Origin of the sequence: Paenibacillus sp. GCM10027628 (genome assembly GCF_042676385.1) — a bacterium.
In the GTDB taxonomy this organism is placed as follows: Bacteria; Bacillota; Bacilli; order Paenibacillales; family NBRC-103111; genus Paenibacillus_E.
Genome location: NZ_JBHTHA010000051.1, coordinates 45,459 through 69,244, shown reverse-complemented (window position 1 = coordinate 69,244; position 23,786 = coordinate 45,459). Strand labels below are relative to the sequence as shown.

19 protein-coding genes and 3 pseudogenes are annotated in these 23,786 nt (G+C 44.9%); 3 read left to right on the top strand and 19 right to left on the bottom strand.

The features are described 5' to 3' along the window. Positions 1-80: 80 nt before the first annotated feature. Positions 81-977 carry a hypothetical protein gene (locus tag ACFQZT_RS31185; protein ID WP_379306657.1) on the top strand — a complete coding sequence of 299 codons (897 nt, stop codon included), beginning with the start codon at positions 81-83 and terminating at the stop codon, positions 975-977. 207 nt (positions 978-1,184) lie between these two features. Here the strand turns inward: ACFQZT_RS31185 and ACFQZT_RS34045 are convergent. The 14 genes and pseudogenes from ACFQZT_RS34045 to ACFQZT_RS31120 all read right to left on the bottom strand — a co-directional run. After that, a pseudogene (locus ACFQZT_RS34045) lies at positions 1,185-1,444 on the bottom strand (transposase zinc-binding domain-containing protein); the annotation flags it as partial. Positions 1,445-1,532: 88 nt separating this feature from the next. Continuing rightward, complete coding sequence (locus tag ACFQZT_RS31180; protein WP_379306655.1) at positions 1,533-1,967, bottom strand: SRPBCC family protein; 435 nt, start codon at positions 1,965-1,967, stop codon at positions 1,533-1,535. A gap of 37 nt (positions 1,968-2,004) precedes the next feature. Beyond that, on the bottom strand, positions 2,005-2,817 hold the full coding sequence (locus ACFQZT_RS31175; RefSeq protein ID WP_379306653.1) for an RnfABCDGE type electron transport complex subunit D: 813 nt from the start codon (positions 2,815-2,817) through the stop codon (positions 2,005-2,007). A gap of 1 nt (position 2,818) precedes the next feature. After that, positions 2,819-3,700 (bottom strand): FAD:protein FMN transferase, encoded by an 882-nt coding sequence (locus ACFQZT_RS31170; protein WP_379306651.1) that lies wholly within the window; start codon positions 3,698-3,700, stop codon positions 2,819-2,821. 8 nt (positions 3,701-3,708) lie between these two features. Next, positions 3,709-4,140, bottom strand: coding sequence for an FMN-binding protein (locus ACFQZT_RS31165; protein WP_379306697.1), 432 nt, complete (start codon positions 4,138-4,140; stop codon positions 3,709-3,711). An 87-nt stretch (positions 4,141-4,227) separates the two neighbouring features. Further along, entirely contained in the window at positions 4,228-5,484 is a 1,257-nt protein-coding gene (locus tag ACFQZT_RS31160; protein WP_379306649.1) for a sensor histidine kinase, read from the bottom strand. Further along, on the bottom strand, positions 5,474-6,160 hold the full coding sequence (locus ACFQZT_RS31155; protein ID WP_379306647.1) for a response regulator transcription factor: 687 nt from the start codon (positions 6,158-6,160) through the stop codon (positions 5,474-5,476). The genes ACFQZT_RS31160 and ACFQZT_RS31155 overlap by 11 nt, the downstream gene beginning before the upstream one ends. 168 nt (positions 6,161-6,328) lie before the next feature. After that, a complete protein-coding gene (locus tag ACFQZT_RS31150) occupies positions 6,329-8,032 on the bottom strand; it encodes an S-layer homology domain-containing protein (protein ID WP_379306645.1) in 1,704 nt (567 codons plus the stop codon). Positions 8,033-8,087: 55 nt separating this feature from the next. Next, positions 8,088-10,910: a hemoblobin-interacting domain-containing protein gene (locus ACFQZT_RS31145; protein WP_379306643.1), complete on the bottom strand. Its 2,823-nt coding sequence runs from the start codon at positions 10,908-10,910 to the stop codon at positions 8,088-8,090. Between the two features lie 371 nt (positions 10,911-11,281). Beyond that, complete coding sequence (locus ACFQZT_RS31140) at positions 11,282-12,325, bottom strand: metallophosphoesterase family protein (protein WP_379306641.1); 1,044 nt, start codon at positions 12,323-12,325, stop codon at positions 11,282-11,284. 109 nt (positions 12,326-12,434) lie between these two features. Further along, positions 12,435-14,312: an LTA synthase family protein gene (locus tag ACFQZT_RS31135; protein ID WP_379306639.1), complete on the bottom strand. Its 1,878-nt coding sequence runs from the start codon at positions 14,310-14,312 to the stop codon at positions 12,435-12,437. A gap of 271 nt (positions 14,313-14,583) precedes the next feature. After that, entirely contained in the window at positions 14,584-17,142 is a 2,559-nt protein-coding gene (locus tag ACFQZT_RS31130; RefSeq protein WP_379306637.1) for a winged helix-turn-helix domain-containing protein, read from the bottom strand. A 296-nt stretch (positions 17,143-17,438) separates the two neighbouring features. After that, on the bottom strand, positions 17,439-18,278 hold the full coding sequence (locus ACFQZT_RS31125; protein WP_379306635.1) for a stalk domain-containing protein: 840 nt from the start codon (positions 18,276-18,278) through the stop codon (positions 17,439-17,441). A gap of 236 nt (positions 18,279-18,514) precedes the next feature. Further along, positions 18,515-18,789, bottom strand: a pseudogene (locus ACFQZT_RS31120) (hypothetical protein); the annotation flags it as partial. A 1-nt stretch (position 18,790) separates the two neighbouring features. On the opposite strand from ACFQZT_RS31120, the pseudogene ACFQZT_RS31115 reads away from it, so the two are divergent. Continuing rightward, positions 18,791-19,081 (top strand): annotated as a pseudogene (locus ACFQZT_RS31115) (MATE family efflux transporter); the annotation flags it as partial. 114 nt (positions 19,082-19,195) lie between these two features. On the opposite strand, the gene ACFQZT_RS31110 reads toward ACFQZT_RS31115, so the two are convergent. Further along, the gene (locus ACFQZT_RS31110; protein ID WP_379306633.1) at positions 19,196-19,624 is read right to left on the bottom strand and encodes a MarR family winged helix-turn-helix transcriptional regulator; all 429 of its coding nucleotides are present in this window, start codon (positions 19,622-19,624) and stop codon (positions 19,196-19,198) included. A gap of 156 nt (positions 19,625-19,780) precedes the next feature. Here ACFQZT_RS31110 and ACFQZT_RS31105 point away from each other — a divergent pair, with 156 nt between their 5' ends. Continuing rightward, positions 19,781-21,091 carry an amidohydrolase family protein gene (locus ACFQZT_RS31105; RefSeq protein ID WP_379306631.1) on the top strand — a complete coding sequence of 437 codons (1,311 nt, stop codon included), beginning with the start codon at positions 19,781-19,783 and terminating at the stop codon, positions 21,089-21,091. Between the two features lie 159 nt (positions 21,092-21,250). On the opposite strand, the gene rlmH is transcribed toward ACFQZT_RS31105, so the two are convergent. From rlmH to ACFQZT_RS31085, 4 genes are all read right to left on the bottom strand, one after another. Then, positions 21,251-21,730, bottom strand: coding sequence for a 23S rRNA (pseudouridine(1915)-N(3))-methyltransferase RlmH (gene rlmH, locus ACFQZT_RS31100; RefSeq protein WP_379306629.1), 480 nt, complete (start codon positions 21,728-21,730; stop codon positions 21,251-21,253). 237 nt (positions 21,731-21,967) lie between these two features. After that, the gene (locus ACFQZT_RS31095) at positions 21,968-22,105 is read right to left on the bottom strand and encodes a hypothetical protein (protein ID WP_379306627.1); all 138 of its coding nucleotides are present in this window, start codon (positions 22,103-22,105) and stop codon (positions 21,968-21,970) included. Between the two features lie 52 nt (positions 22,106-22,157). Then, positions 22,158-22,325 (bottom strand): CxxH/CxxC protein, encoded by a 168-nt coding sequence (locus ACFQZT_RS31090; protein WP_379306625.1) that lies wholly within the window; start codon positions 22,323-22,325, stop codon positions 22,158-22,160. Between the two features lie 190 nt (positions 22,326-22,515). Beyond that, positions 22,516-23,739, bottom strand: a complete 1,224-nt coding sequence (locus ACFQZT_RS31085) for a S1C family serine protease (RefSeq protein ID WP_379306624.1) — start codon at positions 23,737-23,739, stop codon at positions 22,516-22,518. Positions 23,740-23,786 lie beyond the last annotated feature (47 nt).

Here is a 23,786-nt window from a genome sequence, read left to right as displayed (position 1 = left end):
AATCATACAAAGAAAAACCTTGAAGATATCAAGGTTTTTCTTTGTGTGAGAAAATCAAACACTGAGGTGACAATAAAAAATTGATTAATTTTCTGGATCAATTAGAACTATGTTTTAGGAATATGAATAGTCATTTAGAAAACTGTGTTCCCTATTGGGAAAATCATAGGGAACATTTATGGAAAATGATAAACAGAATTTCAGATATTAGTGATAGTTCTGGAAATTCATTAATTATTGGTGCTGGAAATTGTTATGATCTTCCTCTTGATTTGATATGTAAAAATTATATGGAAAATCATTTGCTTGATTTAGATGAGCAATCTTTAATTCATACAATGGAAGCTTGTACATTTAGAAGCAAAATAAATTTAATAAAGAAAGACCTTACAGGAATCGATGAAACAGAAGCAAATGAATTATTAAGATGTTTAACCTATAAAGAATATAATAAAGCTGAGTCAATTCTTATAGCATGGATTCATGGTACTATCTGTCCCCTTAGTCTGCTTGGGTCGAAAAAATATTCTCTTGTTATATCTTCAACTGTTTCGACTCAATTACTCCTACCGCTAATTCAAACAATAGAACAGTCAGGGAACAATAGGCTAATTGCATTAGCAAAACAATTGGGAGATATATTAGCGGAAAAACACTTTTTTCAATTTAGAAATTTATTAAATGATAAAAATGGTGTTGGAATTATTACCTCCGAGCAATATGCATGGGGCAGATTAATGGATGGACGAAATTTACCACTTTCAAACTTTATTGACAAACCTGAACTTATGTTAAGCCATGATACTCAAAGGCTAATTGAAAAACAGGGAGGTCCTTTTACTATTAATGGTAGAATAAATTTCGATAAATTAATAAATTATCTGCCAGAATTACAGATACTTTCTCAGGATCAATGGATTTGGAGATTCAGTGAAAACATTTATTATTTAGTAAAAGGATGGATTATAAAAAAGTAAAATCCGAACGTTGGTGTTTTTTTATATGACAAAAAATGCTACAACACGAAAAGCTTCCAAGCAACTTGCAGGAAGGCATGCTTCGGGTTACAAAGCCGAATCCACCGGCTTATAAGTTCGAAACGTCCTCCACTCGGCGAAAACGTCGCTCAGGGGGATCATGTTTGACCGCGAGAATCTAAAGGATACTATCATGTCAATAAGCCGCATACGTGCCCATTCTTCTGTCTCTCCACATGAACAAGTTGTACAGAATCTTCCTTTGCAGCGAAACGGAACTCAAGCCGCAGGTCGTGGCACCCTTCGCACACGAGCAGCTTAAAACCTCTACTTAGGTCCCCGCAGCCTCGGAATTTTACTACTTCCTTCAGGACATTAGAACGCAGCTTGTCTTTGTGCTTCGCGGCAAAGCAAACCCAATGTCCATGTTCATCGAAAAAGATTCGTATTAGAATGTTCGTCTCCATAGCTTTACCTTAACAAAAATAAAAAACAAGGCGGAATACTCGCTCCACCCAGAAATTTTATAAATTAACCGTCTCTGCACTACGGCTGTTATCTCACTATGGCGGCTCTCAGGTTAGAGATGCCAAATTCCAAATAGCCCTTTAAACAAGTTAACACATAAACCCAGCCTTCTTTATTATCTACCAGCTGACGAATGAAATCTTCATCCGTTTCATTAAAACCTTCTTCATTCACTTCAATTATTGTACTCGCCTGCTCCAATTCTTGCAGCGTAATCGTTACAACATGGCCTTCCCCATCGGTACCCCACTGGAAAACGATTTTCTTATTGATTTCGGTTTGCATAACTTTGATATCCACTTGTGCATTGTATTCATCATATCTCCATGTAATCGTCTTGCCTGGTTCCAATCTTCCCGAACCTGATGAAAACCAGTAATTTGACATTTGGGCAGGGTCTGCAAGAGCTTCGAATACTTCACTAGCGGATTTTACTATTTTAATTTTCGTTACGTTGTTCAAGCGAAATCAACTCCTTTCAATTATTTTAATCTTAGAATCATGCTTTGTGATAGCTTTGTTTTTGAACCTTGGACGCATGTAAAGAAAGATTTTTCAATAAATGGTAGAAATTCGCGACAAGCAATCCAATAAATAGATACATCAAGCCTCCAAACAACCCATAAACAACCGCTCCCACTACCGCGCTGAGGATACCAAAAATAACTTGATCCTTATCTTTAGCCGGTGAAGTAGGCGGATCTGTAAGCATAAATAGAGCAAAGAAAAGTGAAGCATTGATAAACGGCGGCCGAAGCGCGTCCGTGGCATCTCCGACTTGAAATATCCCCATCATCAATAAGAGGATGAAATACGTTCCGAGAAAGGAAAAGACCTGAGGGAATTTATGCACGCGATTCGTTACCAAATAGCCGCCAATCAAGAGAATCCCGATTGTCCATGCTGGAAGATCCCCAAATGCCCCCCACCAGCTTTGTCCAGATCGAAAGAAAAGGATAGATAGAAGCAATCCGAAAGCAGCTGGATTGAAGATTGGTTTTTTCTTATAGACGAGTACATGCTTGGACAAAATGGCCAGAATGGACGTTGCAGCTACAATATACCATGAGGTAGCCGTACTTAAGATCAAAGCAATAATTAAGCCTGTAATCACCGCGCCATCCGGCAGAACTCGTTTCCTTCTGGCCATACGGGAGCAAAGGACATCGACGGCTACTGAAACAGCGACGGCTATGATCCCATTGTAAATACCTTTGAAGTCCGTTGTCCAAATAGCGGCTAGGATTAGAAAGGCAACCATGGCCATGGTTACATATCCTTTGGGTGTTTTGGTCCATTTGTTAGCTGCCAATTTAAATCCCTCCTACTCTATATATTTGTAAATCGGAAGTAATCAGGATTCCCTTAAGTTCAACCTCTTCTATTAGCGTTCTCCCCTGATCCAGACCCAATAAGAAAGAGGCCGTCGAGAAGGCGTCCGCCATCATGGCGAATGGAGCAATGACGCTGCAACTGATCCAATCGTCTGGCGATTGTTTGGTTTTGGGGTCGACAATATGATGCGTACCGGCTTTTACCGGACTTCTCCGTTCGTAACTTCCTGAGGTGCATATGGCCTCATTCGAAATTTCAATAGTTTGTATGATTTGTTCCTTATGCAATGGATGCTGAATGCCAATTTTCCACTTACTTCCGCTTTCATCTACGCCTCCAGCATAGAGATCACCGCCGGCGTTAACGATAAAACCTTCAAAAGCTGCCAACTCGCGAGCAGCCAAATCGATGGCAAAACCTTTAGCTACCGCGCCCAAATCAATCACCAGCGGCTTCCGTAAATAAAGGGTTTGATCTTGTTCATTTAAGACAATATCGTGATAGGTGGCAGAATCATCTGAAGGGCTTTGCATGGTTTCCCTAGTTAAATAATGCTGATGAAACCCGTGATCTTCCATCGTTTTTCCCACAGTAGGATCAAAGCTGCCATTCGTCCATTTGGCCACCTCCAAAGCAAACTTCAGAGGCTCAAATAAGAACGGACTAAGCTGTATAGGTGTCTTAATCTGGCGACATGCCTCCATCAATTCGCTGTCAGGACTGAAGCGACTGCAGGCGTGTTCGACTTTGCGAAAGGCTTCAAAAGCCCGATCGATGGCCGCTTCTGCCTCATCCTTTGATTTCCGTGTGACCACCTGTATATCTACAACGGTATCCATAAATAATTTCGTTTTTTTCACGGAGCCCGTCATGAGTTTCGTGCCTGGGATAGCGCATCTTGTACAGCATCTTGAAAAGCTTCCGTACTGTAGGTTGCGCCCGATACATTTCGCACTTGCGCACTTTGTTTTTGTACAACTTCTTGCGGCAATCCGACTACATCGTCCTCTGAATAATGCATGGCAAAGTGACTAATTTCAACATCCGTTATTTTATCGTTCTTCATGGTTACGGCTACTTGAATCGATCCGCGGCGATTGCTTCCCAATCCATAGAAGGTCCCATTTTTATATTGTCCTTTGGATGGGGTGCTGTTGGCCTGAATGTTCACTTGGCTTTGGCTGTATGGTGAAGGTTGTTGTATGGTTGCTTGGGTTGCTTGCGTTTCGGTAGCAAAATATCCGGCAGTGTAGATCGCTCCAATAGCTGTTGTACAAAGGATGACCCACTTTTTGTTCATTTTTGCCACGTTGATCCCTCCCCTTCTTCATCGATAGTTTTTATTATAAGGAGCGAACATTTAAATTTTCTTAAAACTCGTAAGTTATTATTTTCTTGGGAAAATGATCTGAAATTCAGTACCTACAGAAACCTGGGAAGTGACGCGAATGCTCCCCTTATGCGCATGTACAATCCATTCAGCGATAGAAAGTCCGAGACCGGTTCCGCCTTCATTGCGGGAACGTACCTTATCTCCCCGATAGAACCGTTCAAAAATATGAGGAAGATCAGCCTCTGCAATCCCGCAGCCGCTGTCTTTCACCATGATCTTAACGGAATGCGGCAAATTGTGACAGGTAAACTCAATGGAACCGTGGGGTGGGGTAAACTTTAACGCGTTATCCAGCAAAATAATAAATAATTGCCGGAGGCGACCTTCGTCCCCCTGTATCACAGAAGGCTCGAAATGGCAATTCATTTGAATGGACTTAATTTCCGCCAGCAGTTGAAATTGTTCCGCAGTTTCTTCCAGAATAGGATACAGCGGTATGGCGGCTTCATGGATTTGAAGCTGGTTGGAATCGGTTCTGGCCAGTGTCAGCAGATCATCGATCAGCTTCCCCATCCGCTTGCTTTCCTTCAAAATGACGGCAATGTTCTGACTTTCGTGCTCAATCGTATGCTGCGGGTGACGAAATAAAAGCTCCGCACGAGTATGGATAACCGATGTTGGCGTGCGCAGCTCATGAGAAGCATCCCCAACAAATTGCTGTTGTTTGTTCCATGACCGGCGAATCGGCACAAGGGCACGACCAGCCAAATAGAAACCCGCCAAAACGGAAAAAATTAAACCTGCCGCGCCACCCAAGGCAAGATCCGTACGAAGTGTTTGAAGCATTCTATTTTCTGCCTCTAGGCTTCTCACGACGATTACATAGTCAACATGGGGTAGTGAAGTTGCATCAGCCGCTTCGTTCATTGGATTACGGAATCCCAATACCCGATATTCCCGCCCGTCTGCCGTCACATTTTGCAAAGATCCATCGTTCGTCATCGTTTTGAAACGCGAAGCGTCATTTAAGGTGAACGATTGCTTCGGATATTGATTGATCAGATTTCCCTGCTTATCCCAGAAAAAGTAGGATGTTCTCCGGTCAGCATCAGGTTCCGGATGATCGACTTGAAGCATTTGATCAATAGAACCGGACTGCATGGTTTTTGCCGTATTGAGAATAGTTTCGTCAACTTGATGATAGAGCCGGTAGCGTAAATGAGCATACAAGATGATCCCGGCTACGATTAAAATTAACACCAGCACAGCGGAATTTAACAGAACCAATCGAGCACGCGTTTTATTGAACATTAGAATCTCCTTTAAATAAATACCCTACTCCGCGAATCGTCTTTAAATAGAGATCCCCTCCATATGGTGCAAGCTTCTTGCGCAGATGGTGAATATAAACATCAACGGCAGTCGAAGCAGATTCTGAATCGAATCCCCAAATCCGTTCGAATATTTGATCCCTGGATAAAATCTGTTCCTTATTGCACAGGAAAAATTCCAATAGCTCATATTCTTTGGGACTCAATCTTAGGGGCTGTTCGCCCGCGAAAGCATCCCTTAAATTAGGCGCAAGATGAATTTGCCCGCATGACAGTTCCCCATCCAGATCAAGGGATCCGCGTCTTCTTAATACGGCCCTTGCCCTAGCGAGCAGTACGGTAACGGCAAATGGTTTCGTCACATAATCGTCAGCCCCGGCGTCCAGTCCCCTCACGCAGTCCTCGACGCTATCTTTTGCTGTCAGCATGATGACCGGCGTTGAGACTTGCTGGGTACGCAATCGCTTCACGACGTCTAGACCGTTCATGCCCGGCAGCATCACATCAAGAACGATAAGGTCGTAGCTCCCTTGCTCCGCCAAGTAGTATCCTTCATCCCCCGTCGAAACGCCTGTCGTATCGAAGGATTCATTTTCGAAAATCTCCTTAATCGCTTCAAGCAGCGGAAGGTCATCTTCAACGATCAATATTTTCAACGGAATCAACCTCCCGGCGTAAGTAATATCTTTAATTTTACTCATTTTATCAGGAAATCATTGAAATTTTCTTAAAAGAGATTCTATTTAAGCGTCGCAAATACAAAAAACAGTACCCTACGCAGGCTGCTGCCTACTTTGGATACTGTTTTTCAGTATAACAGATTGTTAGTTGATAAATTGTGCGTATTGAAGCAATCGCTTCAGCATGACAACAGCTTGAGCGCGGCTTGCATTGGCGGATGGAACGAAAGTAGTATCAGTCATCCCTGAAATAATGCCCGCTTTTACAGATTGTGAGACGGATGCCTTCGCCCAATCGCTAATTTGCAGATTGTCGCTAAATTTGCTTAATGCCTCAGATTGGCTGTCTACTGTTTTTCCAGCGGCGCTAAGTGCCTTCGCTACCATCACAGCCATTTGCTCACGGGTGATTGGCGCGTTAGGCTTGAAAGTACCGTCTTCATAGCCGCTAACCAATTTGGCTTTAACCGCGGCGCCAATGGAACCCGCAAACCAATCGGTTGCTAGAACGTCTTTGAATGAAGCTGACGCCGCATCAGAAGTTAAAGCAAGTGAACGTACGAGCAAGGCAGCAAATTCTGCTCGCGTAATGTTATGATCCGGGGCAAAATCCTTATCGGATGTACCGCTAACGACCATTTTGGACGCCAACAGTTCAATATCGGATTTAGCCCAATGTCCTTTGATATCATCAAACGTTTTATTGGAGGTCACAACGGAATAGATACTGTTTCCATTTCGTTTGATATTCGCTTGTGTGGTTCCATCGGAATTACCGCTGAAAACGGTCGGAACGAAGAAAATATCATGAGTTTTTGGGTCATAAAGGATTCCTGTTGAATTCTTCGGATCTACAGTTCCTGTATACACAATGCTCCGGTCCACATAGTTAGTTCCAAAGTTGTTCAGCTCTTCTGTTTTACCATTACCTTCAGCGGTAACACCGAAATCAACGGAATGGCCTAGAGAAGTGGCTCCTTTGTTTCCGGCACTCTCTTGAATCTGCTTCTCGATATCCGGTCCCATGACCGAAATATTCACATGAAGGGTTACGGCTGAACTATCTGCGCCTAATGACTTGGCGATGGCTTCAAAGTCAAGCAACTGTAAAGGAAGTGAGTACGACTCCTTTTCCGAGTAAATTCGAAACACCGCATTCGGTACATTTTTCATTCCTTCCAAAAGTATGGATGCCGGGACCGAAACGTTGGTTTTACCATTAGCGTCTACGCTGTTGATTTTAATCGCGATGACTGGCGATCCATCCGTTTTGCCTTGGCTCTTGAGTTGGCTAAAAGCATCGTTCAAAAATTTATTGTCTATGGTAACTGTGGTCGTAACCTTGCCGTCAGGACCCGTAACTTTGTTAGCGGTGATAGCACCGGGGCTTATTTCCACATTGCCAGGATTAATAATGTTGGAGTTGGATGTGCCACCTCCACCGCCGGTAGGTCCTGGTGGTGCAGGTGGTACAGGTGGCAGAGTAACAACAAGATCTTTCGTGTCTACAGTATCAGCTTGTCCGGCGACCACTTTATAAGTGCCGGTAGACTCGCTGCTGCTCAAAACAAATGAATCAGAAAAAGCTCCATTCGTTACTTTAACAATATCGAAAAACAAAACACTCCCCGTCGGTCGAATGACCTTCACGATGACTTCGGAGTTTGTTGATGTGCCGGTGATCGTTACCGTTCCTCCAGGATTTATAGATGAAATTGCAGCTATACTGACTTGAGAAGTCGGTTGGCTTGCTGATGCCAATACGGGGGCTATTGTTGTACTGGCCAATGCTATGGAAAGAGCGATCGATGAGCTCAGCATAAGCTTTAGCGGTTTCACGTTGTTCATTCCCTCGCTTTCTTAGTAGTTGAAACTGCCCTGAGGAGGCAGTTTCAACGTGAAATTAATTGTTATTATTTTTTCCATTTCTTTGTAAGAAATCATACTCCGCGTCAGTGATTGGCGTAGCCAGGTTTACTCCAACCGATGATGGGCTGTTGCTGTATTCACTCACAACGAAAGCTCTTACCTTATATTTTGGGTTCGTTGCTGCATCAGCTACGTTAAAGTTCGCAGTAAATGTTCCTGCGTAGAAATAGTCTGATTCTGCGGAAACAATGCTAACCGGTGTTTTATCATTCATCAATTGGAAGATGACGTTCAGATGACCCAAAGACTTATTTTTCGCAATCTTCACTTTTGCCGTAATTCCACTTGTCGTATCGATTGTAACTGGAGTTATATAGTAAGAATCTTGGGCTTGAATAGCTGTCAAATAATTGGAATATATTGGATTAAATCCATCCGCGTAAACGATGACACGGTATCTTACTTGTTGTTCTAAAACACCTTTAGGAATCTCAAGTTTACCAGCACTTATCGAATACTCATCCGGCAACATAACTCTCTGATTCCAATTACCGTTTGCGTACTCTTGTAAAACAATTTTCTGGATCTTACTTCTCCAAAGTTCATTGTCTTCAAAAGTTAGAACACTCTGAGTATCGCTAAAAAAAGATCCCACTAAATAAGGGGCAAAATTCGTATCAATATCACCAGTTACTACAGGGGTTGTCATAATATTGCCGGATGTATCTTTGAGAGCATTCCCGGCAACTTTGATTTGCAGGTTTCCTTGGATGACATTATGGAAATAAACTTCGAGATAACTACCGTTTACGGTTACCGCCTCATCGGCTTGCAGAGCTGAGAAGGTTGCCCCTTTATCAGTTGAATACGTCACAGCCGCTTTTAAATGGGAACCCGTTGCATCCATTGTATTATCTACCAAGCTTGTATTGTTATATTGACCATTGAAATGTAACTCTACTGAATGGTTTGATATTAATTTAGCCATGTCAAATTTTGGAGGGTAAAAATTATTTGGCGATAATGCTTCTGTTGCAATGAGATCCGTCAGAACGTTATTATCGGAATCCGCAATTGCGTTTGCTTTAATTTGAACCTGGATATTATTGTCGGCTAGTGGTTCCGAGAAATGGAGTACCATTTTATTGTCAATAAAAGTGACGGTCGCGGATGGATCTAAAGGCTTCTCCACTCCGCCAATCAACAGTTTAATGGCAGCTTTAAGATCATCCATTGATGCTATGTTGCTTTTTACATTTCTGTTGAAAAAGAGCGTCCAATCCTGGTTAAGGTTATCAATGGTCGAATGCAAATATGGAGCAGTTGTCGATACATCGATAGCTCTCGTTACTATACCAGAGTACTGAACATATCCGAATTCATTTTTAAGAACATTTGAGTAAATAGCAATTTTATTGTTAGTTCCAGTAATTGCTGTATGCAAGTTCACTATTAATTTATTATCAATTAATTCAACGCTATCCCCGGAGTTTAAATCTTGCCAGTTGCCACTATACTCGCTTCTTTGTATTTTTACATAATTAGATAAAGGTTGTGGTTCGCACAAGCACCATGGATTTACATTTGCACTGTTATCATAAAGCTTTTTATCAAATGTAAGTGTCACAACCTTACGATCTGGGCTAACTTCCGCTTTCTCATAATTCGGTGCAGTAACATCACTCACGTCAATCTTATCTGTCGTCAATTCGCCGGCGGCAAGACCGATGCTGCTTTTCAACGCATTCGCCGCTATTTTAACTTTATAACTGCCTGGTGCTAAATACGTAAAGAAATGAAGGTGGAGATTTCCGTTATCTTTCGATCTAAAGGGAGTAATAAAGCCAAAATCATAGTTATTATTGAAACTAACTGAATCATTTACACCTAACGCCCTAAATGTCGCACCATTATCATTAGAAATGGTAACAGCCGCTTTTAATGCATCGTCACTTAAAGAATTATTGAGAACTTCTTGGCTGAAAAAGAGATCTAATTCCGAGTTCGTACCATAATAACTATTGTAGTGATTAAAGGAGGAATAAGTAATCGGATTTGTGTTCAATTCCGTCACGATCTCTTGGTTCTTTATGCGGTTGGTGCCCTGTACAGCATTACTTTCTACTCGAATCCATTTGTCTCCGCTTAATGGCGAAGCGAACGCGATAACCATTTGATTACCGTTTACTGAGATTTGAGAGTCTTTGCTTAATGATGTCCAACCGGATTCATCTAAAGTACTAGCTATTTTTACAAAATCGTATAGATATACATTCTGGGTTACCGAATTTTCATCCAAATAAGTTGCCGTTTGTACCGTAGTGTTAAATGTCAGAGTTACATTTTTCAGATCGCTGCTGATTGCTGTGCTCACATGTTGAGGGGCAGCCAAATCTTGTGCCGCAATCTTAGTACTTACCAGGTCTGAAGTTAACGAATTGTCGGGATGATTCTCATCTCCCACTAGAGCACCTGCTTTGATACGAATCAGGTTGCCATCGCCGACTAGAGCGGAATAGAAATGAACAATGACAGCCCCACCGCTGATGGACGCATACGCACTTTCAGTATTCGTAATACTATTAAATGCTCCGTCGTTCGTTCCTTTTGCCTCGATCAATGACTCCCAACTCCCAGATGCCCCAACCACAGGCACATTGAATGTCAGTGTAACATCATGGTTTGCATTGCCAATGACAGCGCTTTGCAATGTAAGTTGCGAAACCGTTGACGTTAATGCATGTGCCGTCGATGCAAAGCTCGTGCTGAACGGCACGATGGCTACCGCCAAAGCTAACAGGAAAGATAAAAGCCTCCCCGTTGCCTGTTTCCTCAATCCTTTGCTTTTCTTAAACATGGAACCCCTCACTCCTATCATTTTTTAGTACTTTAGACCTTGAAAGTTGTGACAATTTTCGTGTTTTGTCGACTCTGTTGTTAATTCTAAGGTTATTTTCGACATAAAAAAATCCCCCAAATGGGGGATAGGAAAGGGGGATTTTATTGTGGTTCAGGGGAATATAGAATGATTTCTTCTATAGCCATTCTTAATTCTGATCCTCGCTGTACAGCCTGCAATCTACTGTTTACTTCTCAATCATACAAACAATCTTTATTTCCTACTTAGCGAATAGCGGCAACGAGTCATAAGTCCTATCTATGTTCCGATTATCGACAAACGCAATGTACGACGTATGTGACCATAAGTTTACCATCCTCACCCCTGTTTCATACCTTTTTCTCCAGCGGAATCGTCCATTCAGCTTCCCTAATGAAAGATTTTTTACTGAACTCTCTACCGCGAACGACCACCTTATCCCGATAAACTTGCAAGTAGATGCCTTGTGCATGGTCCTTCCAAATTTCATTATAATTGCGGTCAAGAGGTCTCGTAACCGAGGAATTGTGAAACAAGTGGAATGTTTCCTTAACATAGTGTTCCGTGCCATTCGTGAAATCCTGATGGCGGTGACCGCAGAACACAAACACATTCGAATAAGGCTCCAATATTTTGCGAAACCGTTTTGCCCGTATTAAAAAATGACTCCCGCCATCCTCGCCGACCGGCGGAAGCGGTTGATGGATCATCACAAAAACAGGCTTCCCGCCTTTGGAGACAACGGACAAACGTTTCTCAAGCCAATCCATCTGTTCATCCGAGTACCAAGCGCCTTCTCCGACCTCCGGATGCTCTAGAACATAGGTTTCTTGAGACAAAAGAAGCACTGTATAACCTTGGATCGTCATTTCGTTATACGGCTTCTTATACTTCATGAAGTCTAAAAACAGCTGACGGGAAATCTCATTCGTTTTGCCATTTGGCATCGCCGATTTTTTCCAATTACCATGAGCGTCTATCCAAATCGTATAATATTCGTGATTCCCCATATTTGCTCCAATAGGAGGGAGCTTGTATTTGCCTAAAATGCTCGACAACAGACTGTAATCACTTACCGTCCCGGTATCGGTCAAATCCCCTGTAATAATCAGCGCATCAACCGGATTTTCACGCGAGGTTAAATCATCCAAGGCTTGTTTCATTTTCCGAGGCGTTTGTGGGTCTCGAGAAATATGCAGATCACTGAAAATATACATCGACATAAGCACTTCATCATCGGAGATATGTGAAGCAGATGGTTGATGGACGAATTCAGCAGGTGTGGAATTTTTATTCATCCCGCTCCAATGCCGCTGCGCCGCAACGCCAAATTCTCCAAACAATGAAAGGGTAAGAGCGCCTGCCATCCATTTCAAAAAAGTCCTTCTGTCCATCGCGCTTCCTTCCCTCACCCGAAACTTGATCCCTATAATGATTTCATTATACAGCGGCGCATTTCTTCCTCCTAGCTCGCGATTGAATCCAATTATGGAAAATATTCGATTAACGCTTCGGCAGCAGATTCACATATTGATCTGACAATTTCATCAAAGTCATGACATAGTCATAATCGCTTCTGTACGCTGTGAAATCAGCAACAGGTTGAAGCGTCTCCAGGGAAACCGCCGTTCCGTCATCGAACCCTTTGCCGGGAACAAACAAAATATGGTCATTGAAAAACGAGCCGGTAGGCAAATAGTATCTCATGCCAAACGCATTTTTCTGGATATTCAATAAATCTTGGCCAAAGTGGACGAATCCCTCATCCTGCAACGATATACCCAGCAGGTTGGCGATGGTCGGCATAATATCCAGCTGCCCGCCTACTTGATTGACCACTTGCCCTTTCGTTTGGCCCGGCATATGGATAAACAAAGGGATGTTAAATCGTGTGACCCTCTCATGATAGGTGAACCCCAGCTCGCTGCTTAGCGTATCAGGCTTAATATCCTCCGGCTGCAAGCCGAAATGGTCGCCGTAAGCGACAAAAAGGGTTTTATCCCACATGCCGGAAGCTTTTAGCTTGTCGATGAACGTCCCCAGCGCGTAATCGGCATAATTGGTCGCTTCTAAATAATTGCCGATCTCCTGTCCCTGCAATGCAGGCGGTATTGTCATTTTTTCAAAAGTGACGGGAACTGTGAATGGAAAATGACTAGATACCGTAATAAACTGCGCATAGAAGGGCTTTTTTTGATTGTACAGCGCGGTAAGCTTGTCATTGCCTACACGGAACAGTTCTTCGTCGGAAGCCCCGAACGAATTGAAATTATCATTGGAATAGTAGGGCTTGTCAAAATAATGAGTAAACCCGATCGCAGGATACAATTTAATCCGATCCCAGAAGTGAATTTCGTTTACATGAAACGTGTCCGCTTCATATCCCTTACCCTCCAACAACTTTGGCAGACTAGGAAGCTGCCGGTCGCCATAGCCGGTTGACATCGGAATTGTGCCTGTCGGATAAATGGACGTATTGGACATAAATTCGGCGTCGGATGTATTGCCTTGGCCGATCTGTTGATAAATATGAGGAAAGTAGAAGCTTTCCTCCGCCAACTTATTAAGTACAGGCGTCAACTCCTTGCCTTGATAGGAAAGATGAATCAAAAAGTTTTGAAACGCCTCCAACTGCACAACAACGACATTCATGCCTTGCTGCGATGCAAAATAGTTCGGCTTTTGGGCGGGATCCGCCACCTGATTATATCCATAGCCGGCTTCTACCTGATTGATAACCGTTAGGGCTTGTGTCAAATTCGAGAAATTCATTTTGTTTTTTTCGCTTATTCCGTTAACAGCGACGGTAACCTCGTAATTCACAAGGCCAAGCTGCTCGGCCCGAACGAGCTCATTCGTAATGCCCTTGTCTGTTTTGACGAACCACGCAGACACCCCGATACAGACCAGTGTCAACATAGCTAGCACAAACCGCCGCATTGGCCGTTCATCGACCAGGATGGAGCCGCGCCGCCGCGTCGCCAGCCAAATAACGAAGCCGATTACGAAATCGGCGAAAAATAAGTAGTCCAACGGATGAATCGTTGCTTTAATGCTCGAGGAAATTTGCATAAGCTGTTTTATTTCCAAAACAGATGTATACGTGATGACCGACCCGAAATGTTCAAAATAAAGAGTAGCCGCAAAACAGATCAGCGACAAAATTGCATTGAATACCCAATACGCCAACCGCTTGGCACGATGAGAGAAACAAATCTCTATGACTCCGCTAAAGACAAGGAGACTGGATAAATCCACAAGCCACCACTTCAAATCGACTTCCCCAAAAAGAAAGTATCGCAGCAGGGCGAACTTCACCCAGAAGATAATGGAGAATACAATAAATAAACTTCGGCCTGACCTGATCCAAGACTGCGTCATGGGTACCTCCATCATTGTGCATACTTAAGTTACATTCATGTCATTTTGCAGGTTTGACCAAAACGATCCATTATAAACATGATTATCAAAGTATATCTATTGAACCTTTTTCGCGCACAAAAAAAGAAGATGAACTCTTGATCGATCAAGAGACATCTTCTCAATTTAATAGCCTTAATGCACCAGCCAACGAAGCAGACCTTCCCCGATACCTCTCACATTCGTATCTATTGTGTAATGTCGTTACCCTTCTATCGCGATATAACTCTCGCTACAACAATTTCAGCTCTTTTCCTTGCTTCAGCGCCTGTACTCTGTTGTTTACATCCAGTTTTCTGTAAATGTTTTTCAAATGGCTCTTTACCGTTTCGGCTGTGATTTGGAGCTGTTCGGCAATTTGTTTATTCGACAGCCCCATGTCAATCATCCGCAAGATCGTTAGCTCCTGATTGGTCAACAGAGACCTCGGTACCTCTTGCTTATTCGTATGCTCCTTCATCAAGCGAAGCAAATCTTCGACATAGTTCAAGGGTACAACTGCAGATCTCCGGTTAGAGTGCCACTGCCTTTGCCGGACATATTCATGCAGCAGCTCGGCCATCGCTTTTCCCTCATCCAAGAAACTGCGTATGAATTTACCCGGTTCCGCCAATTGGAGCGCGTTTTCCAGTTTAATCGCAGCATTCGCCGTATCGCCCTTTCGATAGAGGACTATACTTTGCAGGACGGTCAGTTTGACCTTATCCCAGAGCCGGTCTTGCTCATCGGCAAGCCGATACAGTTGCTCGAGCAGAGGTAAAGCTTCGTCAAACCTTCCGCACTCCATTAGCGCCCTGGCCAAGTGCTGATATTCCCTAATCGAGCCGGGTAGGATCGTATCGGTATATTGCATTCCGCATGATCGCAGCCAGCTCCGATCGAAAGATCCGTTCATCAGCGACAAGTACGCCTGCTCCGCCTCTATTTTCCTCATAAAAAGACTTTTATCCGCCGAATGAATCTTGGATTTCGCCTGCTCCAGCAAATCGAACGCTTTAGCCGAATCTCCGTTCGCCTGACAAATCTGCGCAGCAACGATATAAGCGATTACCGAAATAAGGGCATAGGGCTGCATGCATTTAGACCTCAGTACCCTATCCGCATAAATCTCTGCCTCTTCCAAGCGGTTCCATTCATAGGACAGCCAACTGTATGAATTGTATAAATAGCCGACAAACGGGTAGTTCTCCCTGTCCTCCCATACCTTGATCCATTTATGCAAGAACCGCTCTGCTTCGTGCAGATCGCCGAAAAAGGTCAAAAACGTATCAAAAGTGAACGAATACGAGTTCGCCTCCATCAACTGGAAATGAGCGCCCTCTGGCATCTGCCGGTCGAACAGCTCGAAATATTCATTCGCCCGTCGAAAGTCCTTCCTGTAAACGGAAACGCCCGCTGAAAAATATAGCACCGTTCCTGCATAAGGTTTCCACTCCGGTTCCGAGAGTTTATCCTCCATGAGACGAAGCCGGGAATCCGCGGCCTCAAATTCACCCGCTTCCACCAGCACTTTGATATAAAGAAACTGGAGGCCCGGCTTCCCCTCAAAACAGGACTCCGGCAACGTACGCAGCGCGCGTGAATCCCAGGCACGCGTATCCGCGCTCCAAGGCAATTGATCGAACCCTCTCTTAATATGAAAGTCCCGCAAGTGCTTCTCGATGAAGGAGCTTGTTTCAGCAGGATCCCCATTCATCAGCAATTGCTCAACCGCTTCTTTCATAAATCCGTTCTCTTCCAGCCAATGGGCCGCTTTGACATGGTAAGGCTTCGACGCTGCCGCATACTTCTGCCGAAAGAGCCTCTGCAGAAACTCAGAAAACAAATGATGGTAGCGATACCATTCCCGCCGCTCATCCAAGGGGACGATGAACAAATTTTGATGCTCCAGTGTTTCCAGTAGCACCTGACTGTCGGCCTGTCCTGTAACAGCCTCGCACAAGGGGCCGTTCATCCTGTCCAAGATCGAAGTTTGCATGAGGAAAGACTGCATCTCTTCGGACTGGAGACTGAAAACCTCCTGAAACAAATAGTCGGATATACTGCGGTTTTCCCCGCTAAAAGCGCGGATAAACTCGGAATAGCTGCTGCTTCTTTGCAGCGAAATGGCCGCCAGATGCAGTCCGCTGATCCATCCCTCCGTGCGGCTGACCAGATTCGCTATTTCATCTTCCGAGAGTGATAATCTCATGCAGTCCTGAAAATAGCGAGTCCCTTCCTCGACCTGAAAACGCAAATCTTGAATCGTGATTTTCACCATCTGACCGGTCGTTTGCAGCCTTGCTGCCGGGAAAGGCATTTCTGCACGGCTTGTTATATAGAGGTGGATATGAGCGGGCAGATACGCGAGAAAATAAGCCACCGATGCGTGAATGGAAGCAAGATCAATCGCATGATAATCGTCAAAAACAATGACCAATTGATCCGAGTACGGGTTAAGCTCCTGGATCATGGCCGTGATGAAAGGCTGAAAGGCTCCCAATTTAAGAGAGGAGAGATGTGGGCTCACCGCTTCGGCAAAATGAGGATGCCTACTGCTGACAGCAGCAATCACGCAGCTCCAAAACTGGATCAGGTCATTATCCTGCGGATCGAGGGAAACCCATACAGCAGGTATGCCGGACTGCTGCAGCCACTGACTCAAGGCAGTTGTCTTGCCATACCCCCCGGGAGCCGTTACGGCTGTCAGCTTGCTCTTTAACCCTTTATTTAAAATCTCCGTGATCGCCACTCGCTCCATCAGTCCATCGCGCCTCGTTGGCGGAATATGAAGTTTGGTACTCAAAATCATGGTTCGGCACCTCTAATCTAGCTGTGATCATCCTCTCTTCATTATATCGGATTCTGATGAGTTACAAGATAGATATTATTCAAGGGTTTTCTCTTGGGATGGTGGCAATTTGGGTATTCCATCGTGTTTTATTTAGCCTCCCAAGCCTTTACCGCCGCACGAAGAACAGTTCAGGCCAGGAGTGGTTTTGAAAAGGGAGCCTAAGTTCCACCTTACTTGTGATACGGTTCAGCTCGCTGTCTGTAACGGCAAGTTATAAGGCCATCCCTTGCGGGATGGCCTTCGTATTCACTAAATTAATTTGGATAATAATCCAATTTGGCTGTCGGCAAGATACGAAATTCGATAGGAGCACCGGAGACTGAGCGTACCCAAATGATAACCTTTGAAACAGGACCATTAAGACCAATCGTCATCCCTTGCATTTTGTAATCTTTTTCAGTATTTGTAAAAGTAAATTTTGCAGCTTCAACCCCGTCCTGTGTGAGGACGCGCACCTCGACAGGGTTTGCGGCCGAGCATGAGGGACAATTGAAATTAAAATCCATCTGGCTGTAATAAATTCCATTCGTATCAAATTCAAGATGACTATCTTCAGAGTACGTATTATTTGCAACGATCATGGACATTAAATGCTTACCATCAGAATCGTCTATCCACCTGACATATTTACCTTGCTTTATTTTCATGCTAAATAGTGGATCTGAATAAGGTTTATCGCTTGTTCCATACTTAAATACGCTAGTTGGGGCAGTCGAAGTACCTGATTGTGAGTCCGTATTAGGTATTGAAGTGCCATTTCCATTATATGATTTGGCATCTTTGTACGGTTCGCCGCTGGAGTCTCTCTTAGTATTAAGCAGAATCGTTTTCGTCGCCTGATCCCAGTCAATAGCAACTCCTGTCGCTTCCGCCATAGCTCTCACCGGCAAATAAGACGCCCCATCATAAACAATAGGAGACAAAGCTTTTCCATCTTGATCTTTGGGGATCCAGACCTTGCCGTCGATCTTAAACATAATTTCGTGATTGAGATAAGCTTCAATTTTCTCAATACTTGCTCCTGCATAAACACCCGACGCCCAGACGAATGCTATTGCAAAAAACAACCCCACTCCTAAAATCAATTTACGCATCTACACACCACCTAAATAATAATTTACAAAAGATAAATTGGTACTAATTACCCATATTTTCCTAACAAATTATACCATTAGTCTAGTACGAAAGGAATACTCTCTTAACTATAAAGGATACTCATGTTACAGAATTCTAGCTTTCACGACAATTTTCTCAAACCCCTTGATTTAGGATAACCGGTAAGTCCCATCGAAACCGCCAACCCGATAACCGGGTGAGCGGTTTTTACATTCTACTTCTCCTGCTCCTTAATCACCTGCTCAATCCCCAACAGAATCAGCTTCAAGCCGAACTCAAACGCCCCGTCGGTCCCCATCAACTCGAAAATCCCGCTCTTGTACATCCTCCGAAACAGTCCCGCATCCGTCTCGCTCAGGGAGTCCAGAAGGCGGAAAGAATAATTTTTGAAACCTGGTTGGCCAGACGCTGGTATAGGTCTTGCTTGCTCTTGAAGTACCAGTCCAGAGAGGGAGCCTGAATCCCCAGCCGGTCGGCCAATCGTCTCAATGGCAGCTACATTCTGCATGTGACGTTCTTATCCTTGTTCATTACAGGAGTGACCACGTTGTTTACGGGGATCTTCCAAGCAACAGCGCAAGGAACCGCCGCGTTTATAATGTCCGTTGTTCAAGGAATTACTCTGATTCCTGTGTTGTATATCGCCAATCGAATGAACGGCTTCCACGGAGTGGTCTGGTCGCTCGTCATTGCGGATGCCGTCGCGTTCCTTGTTGGTGCCATCATGCTGTATATTCTGCGGACCAAATTGCAGTCGGAATTGGATAATTTAGTACAGTAGAAAACATATAACACGCAAAAAGGCAGGATAAGGGCACTCCCCGATCCTGACTTATCCCGTTAGCTTTAATCAATCGTCGTAGTCACTATTAAGCTTTTAAGATTCCAACCTCAATTATAAGCGTTCATTAATTTTGATCAGCATTTCCTTTAAGATTCGCTTCTCCTCTTCGGTAAGGGCTTGGACGATTTCGTCCTCTACGCTTTGGAAGGAGTCATTAAAGTCTTCAATCAATTCAACGGCTTTGGGCAAAACATATATATTTTTTTGCCGTTCATTATTGGCAGGGATCTTACGCTCGATAAATCCTCTTTTCTCAAGGCCCTGAAGCATGCTTGTAATACTGGCTCCTCGCACGTGAAACTGATTGGCAAGATCCTTTTGAATAATATTTTTATCTTGGTTTTCGTAGATATAGTCGATTATTTTTCCTTGTTGAGCGTTTAAACCCAACTCTTTTATGCTTTCGTCCGCTCTTTTCTTTAACTTAAGGCCGATAATCTGAAACAAATCCAGATAAGGCGTATCCTTACGGGGCTTCATGATCGCACCTCCTCAAATTATTAGAAAGCTAACTGTCGGTAAATAGACTATACAGAAAACTAGCATACTCGTCAAACAAAAATTAGTTTATTGACAGTTAGAATTCTAACTTTTATACTCCTAAGTGTACAATATCTCGCTAAGGAGGAATAAGAAATGAAGAATGTAACTCAATACTCTCCGTTAGAAAAAGTGACTGCAATTACGAATGCGCGTATTTTCGATGGAGAAAAAGTGATCGAGTCAAGGAGTGTTGTCATCAAAGGGGGAACCATTATTGCGGTGGGCGGCGACATTCCGGCGAATGCAACTATCATCAATGCTGAGAATGCGACCTTATTGCCCGGCTTGATTGATGCGCATGTCCACACTTCCATCGGTGGATTACGAGATGCATTAAATTTCGGCGTGACGACAGAACTCGAAATGAACGGTGATTTTACGGAAAGAGGACGCGCGATCCAATTGAAAAATGTGGATGACCTCGCCGATGTCCGTTCTGCAGGAACGGCGATCACCGCTCCGGGCGGTCATCCGGATGAATTGCTGCCAGATGGGGATGAAACCCCAGAATTTGTATTAAAAGAATTGGAGAAGTTATCGAGGGAAGACCGGGAAGCTATGCTAGCCGCTTACGCCCACGATCACGAAGAAGTGCCGCAAGTAACGACGGTGGAAGAAGCGATCAAACATGTGCATACCCAGGTGGAGAATGGCGCCGACTATATAAAAATCATGATTGAAGAAGGAACGGTCATGGGTGCCCCTGGCCTGCCTGTTTTAAGCGACGAGATTCTACAAGCAGCCGTGGAAGAAGCCCATAAGTTCGATAAAGTCGTCATCGCCCACGTCTTGACCGCTCATTCTTCGCAGACCGCCATCGATCTTGGAGTGGACGGATTGGGCCACCTGTTTATCGACAGGCCCGAGTATACGTCGGAGTTAGTGCAATCCATCGTCGATTCTGGCGCGTTTGTTACACCGTGCTTGGTGTTGAACTCGTCCATTCTTGGGAACCCGGCATCGGAGTTGGCGAATGACCCGCGTGTTTATTCCAAATTAAGTCCGGAATGGATCGATATTTTGAACTCTAGCTTCAATACTTTCCCGCAAGGAAAAATGGAAAATAGCTTTAAAAATGTGATGGATCTTCACCATGCTGGAGTGGATATTCTGGTCGGGACGGATGTCGCCCCCGTTCCCGTTCCGAATCTTGGCGGCCTCGCTCATGGAGCCAGCGTACATCATGAATTGCAATTGCTGGTTACGGCCGGGTTCACTCCGATAGAAGCGCTTCAGTCGGCTACCTCGAAACCGGCCCGTCGGTTCGGTCTTCATGATCGTGGCCGTATTGCCGAGGGTGCGCGCGCTGACCTAATACTGGTCGATGGCGATCCGACAACCAATATCTCGGATACCCTATCCATTAAAGCCGTATGGTTCAAAGGTTTGCAAAAACTAAGCTAATCATTTTGTACTAATATGTTATATGTAGTCAAAAACACTTTTGTGGCAGGCATTCTACTTCGTGGAGTGCCCTGCTGTTCGTCTTCGTAATTAAACTGCCAGTTAGTGTAACATAATCCTTTCCGCTCCCCTTGAACGGTAAAGGCCAAAAATTTCGCCCTACTTATGGTATGGTTCCCCCCGATTTATCCGCATCGCGCGATAAATCTGCTCCACCAGCACCAGCCTCATCAGCTGGTGCGGCAGCGTCATGCGGCCAAAAGACAGCCGCATATCCGCACGGCGCAGCAGCTCGCCCGACAGCCCGAGCGAGCCGCCAATGACAAAGGCCACCTGGCTGCGCCCGTAGGTGGCCAGCTTATCGAGCGAGCTCGCCAGCTGCTCGCTCGTCCACATCTCGCCGTCGATGGCCAGCGCCACGACGTATGTATCCGGGGCGAGCTTGGCCAACAGCCGCTCGCCCTCCTTCACGCGCACCTGCTGCTCCTCAGCAGGGCTCATGTTTTCCGGTGCCTTCTCATCCGGCACCTCTAAGATCTGCACCTTGGCATAAGGCCCAAGGCGCTTCACGTACTCCGCAATCCCGTCGACGAGATAGCGTTCTTTCAACTTCCCTACGGTAAGTATCTGTATATGCACGACCGATCCCCTTTTCTTTATAGCGAACCAATGAACCCCGGCCGCACTCTGCTACCTGCATTTTCTACATGTTGCTGCGCCGAAAATCGCCATTTTAAGCCCACAACCTGCATTTCTTACATGTAATTTGCCCCATTTGCCCTAATTCAGGGCTATTTCATGCTATTCACTTGTAGGTTTTGCAGGTTGATTGCGTCCTAGCAGCTATCCGTCAATAAAACATGTACATTTTACATCTCAATCGGCTATGGTTGTACCTGTCGTTGTACCTGTCGTTGTACCTGTCGTTGTACCTGTCGTTGTATCTGTGGTTCTGTCTATAACAGCAGCTATGCTTGTCTCTCTAGCTGTTTTCGTATACGTCTTCCTACTCATTCTCCCGCTCCACAACCCCTAGCAAAACAAAAAAGGAAGGCCTCCGCCTCCCTCATACAACTAGAAATCGCGCTGACGCCATGCAGTGCTCGCAATGTGTCGGTGGCTCCCAATTGGCAAAGTGGGTCTTCTGCAAATCCACAATGTCCGGTGCTTCCTCGTATTCATCAACGAACTCATCGATTGCGATTTCGACATGATCTTTACAAACTACATACATGCAAGTACCTCTCTCATCCACGTGTCATTCACTCACATCTGTCTCTCATTCGACCATCCGGTTTCTGTTCACTCATACATATCTCTCATTCATTCAACCGTTCACTCACATCTGTCTCTCATTCGACCATCCAGCTTCCGGTCACTCACAAATGTCTCTCATTCGACCATTCGCGTCGTTGCTCACACGCTTATTTATCGCTCGCTTCCGCAAGGGTAACTGTTGCGCTCAATTTTTTCCCGCCGCGGTAGTAAATCACGCTGACTTTATCGCCGATTCGCTTTTCGTTGTACAAATACTTGCGAAGCGAAATCGTGCTGTCGATCTTGCGATCATCCAGCTGTACAATGACGTCCTGCGCCTTTAGCCCCGCATCCTTGGCAGGACCGGAAACGTCGAAGACGATAACTCCAGTTTTCACATCTGCAGGGAGCTTTAATACATCCGTTCCCGTAAAAGCTTGCAGTTCCTGCGTAGAAACCCCCATCAACGGGCGTTTTACCTTATGATCCGTAATCAGGCTCTCGATGACCGGCTTCACACTATTGATCGGTATGGCAAAACCCAATCCTTCCACGCCCGTGTCGGCAATCTTCATCGAGTTGATCCCTACCACCTTGCCTTCGATGTTAACGAGCGGCCCGCCGCTGTTCCCTTGATTGATGGCGGCATCGGTCTGGATGACATCCATCTCCCAGTCATAATCGCCGCCATCGCGCGAAAGCGCAACCGGAATCGTGCGCTTCGGTGACGAAATAATCCCCTGTGTAACCGTAGGGGAGAAACCAAGCCCTAACGGATTACCGACGGCAATCGCCGTCTCGCCAGCCCGCAGCTGTTCGGAATCGCCGAATTCCGCAATCACTTTAACATCTTTCCCATCCGCTTCCAATACCGCTAAATCGGTCACCCGGTCACGTCCGACCAAAGTCGCTTTACGATGCTCACCCTGGAAATTTACGATTTCGTATTGATTCCCGTTCTCCACGACATGGCTATTCGTGACGATGCGCACCTTATCGCCATTTCGGCCGAAAATGACGCCCGATCCGATGCCTATCCCGGTCTCCTGCCCCTTATCATCCTTCTTGGAGGAGATGACGCTCACTACAGCCGGCTTAATTTTCTCCGTCGCAGTGACGACCGTGTCATTATTCATCGGATGCGCCTCAGCTTTCACCGAAGCCGGAACAGCAATCGCGGTTTTACTTACGTCACGCGTGGTCAGGCCGATGACCCACATGAAGATCAACATCAGCAGCGCACCGCCAAGTCCAGCGATTATAGCTACATTTCGTTTTCGATCCGTAAAGCTTGCAAATTGGAACGACCCTTTAGGCCGCCAAACAGGCTGCTTTTGCTGCCGTTCCCTTGACGTTTTGGTCGAATAAAAATCATCATCAAACAAACTCATACCGGATCCCCCCTCGCTGACGGTGACGCTTTTTCATCATTTGATAA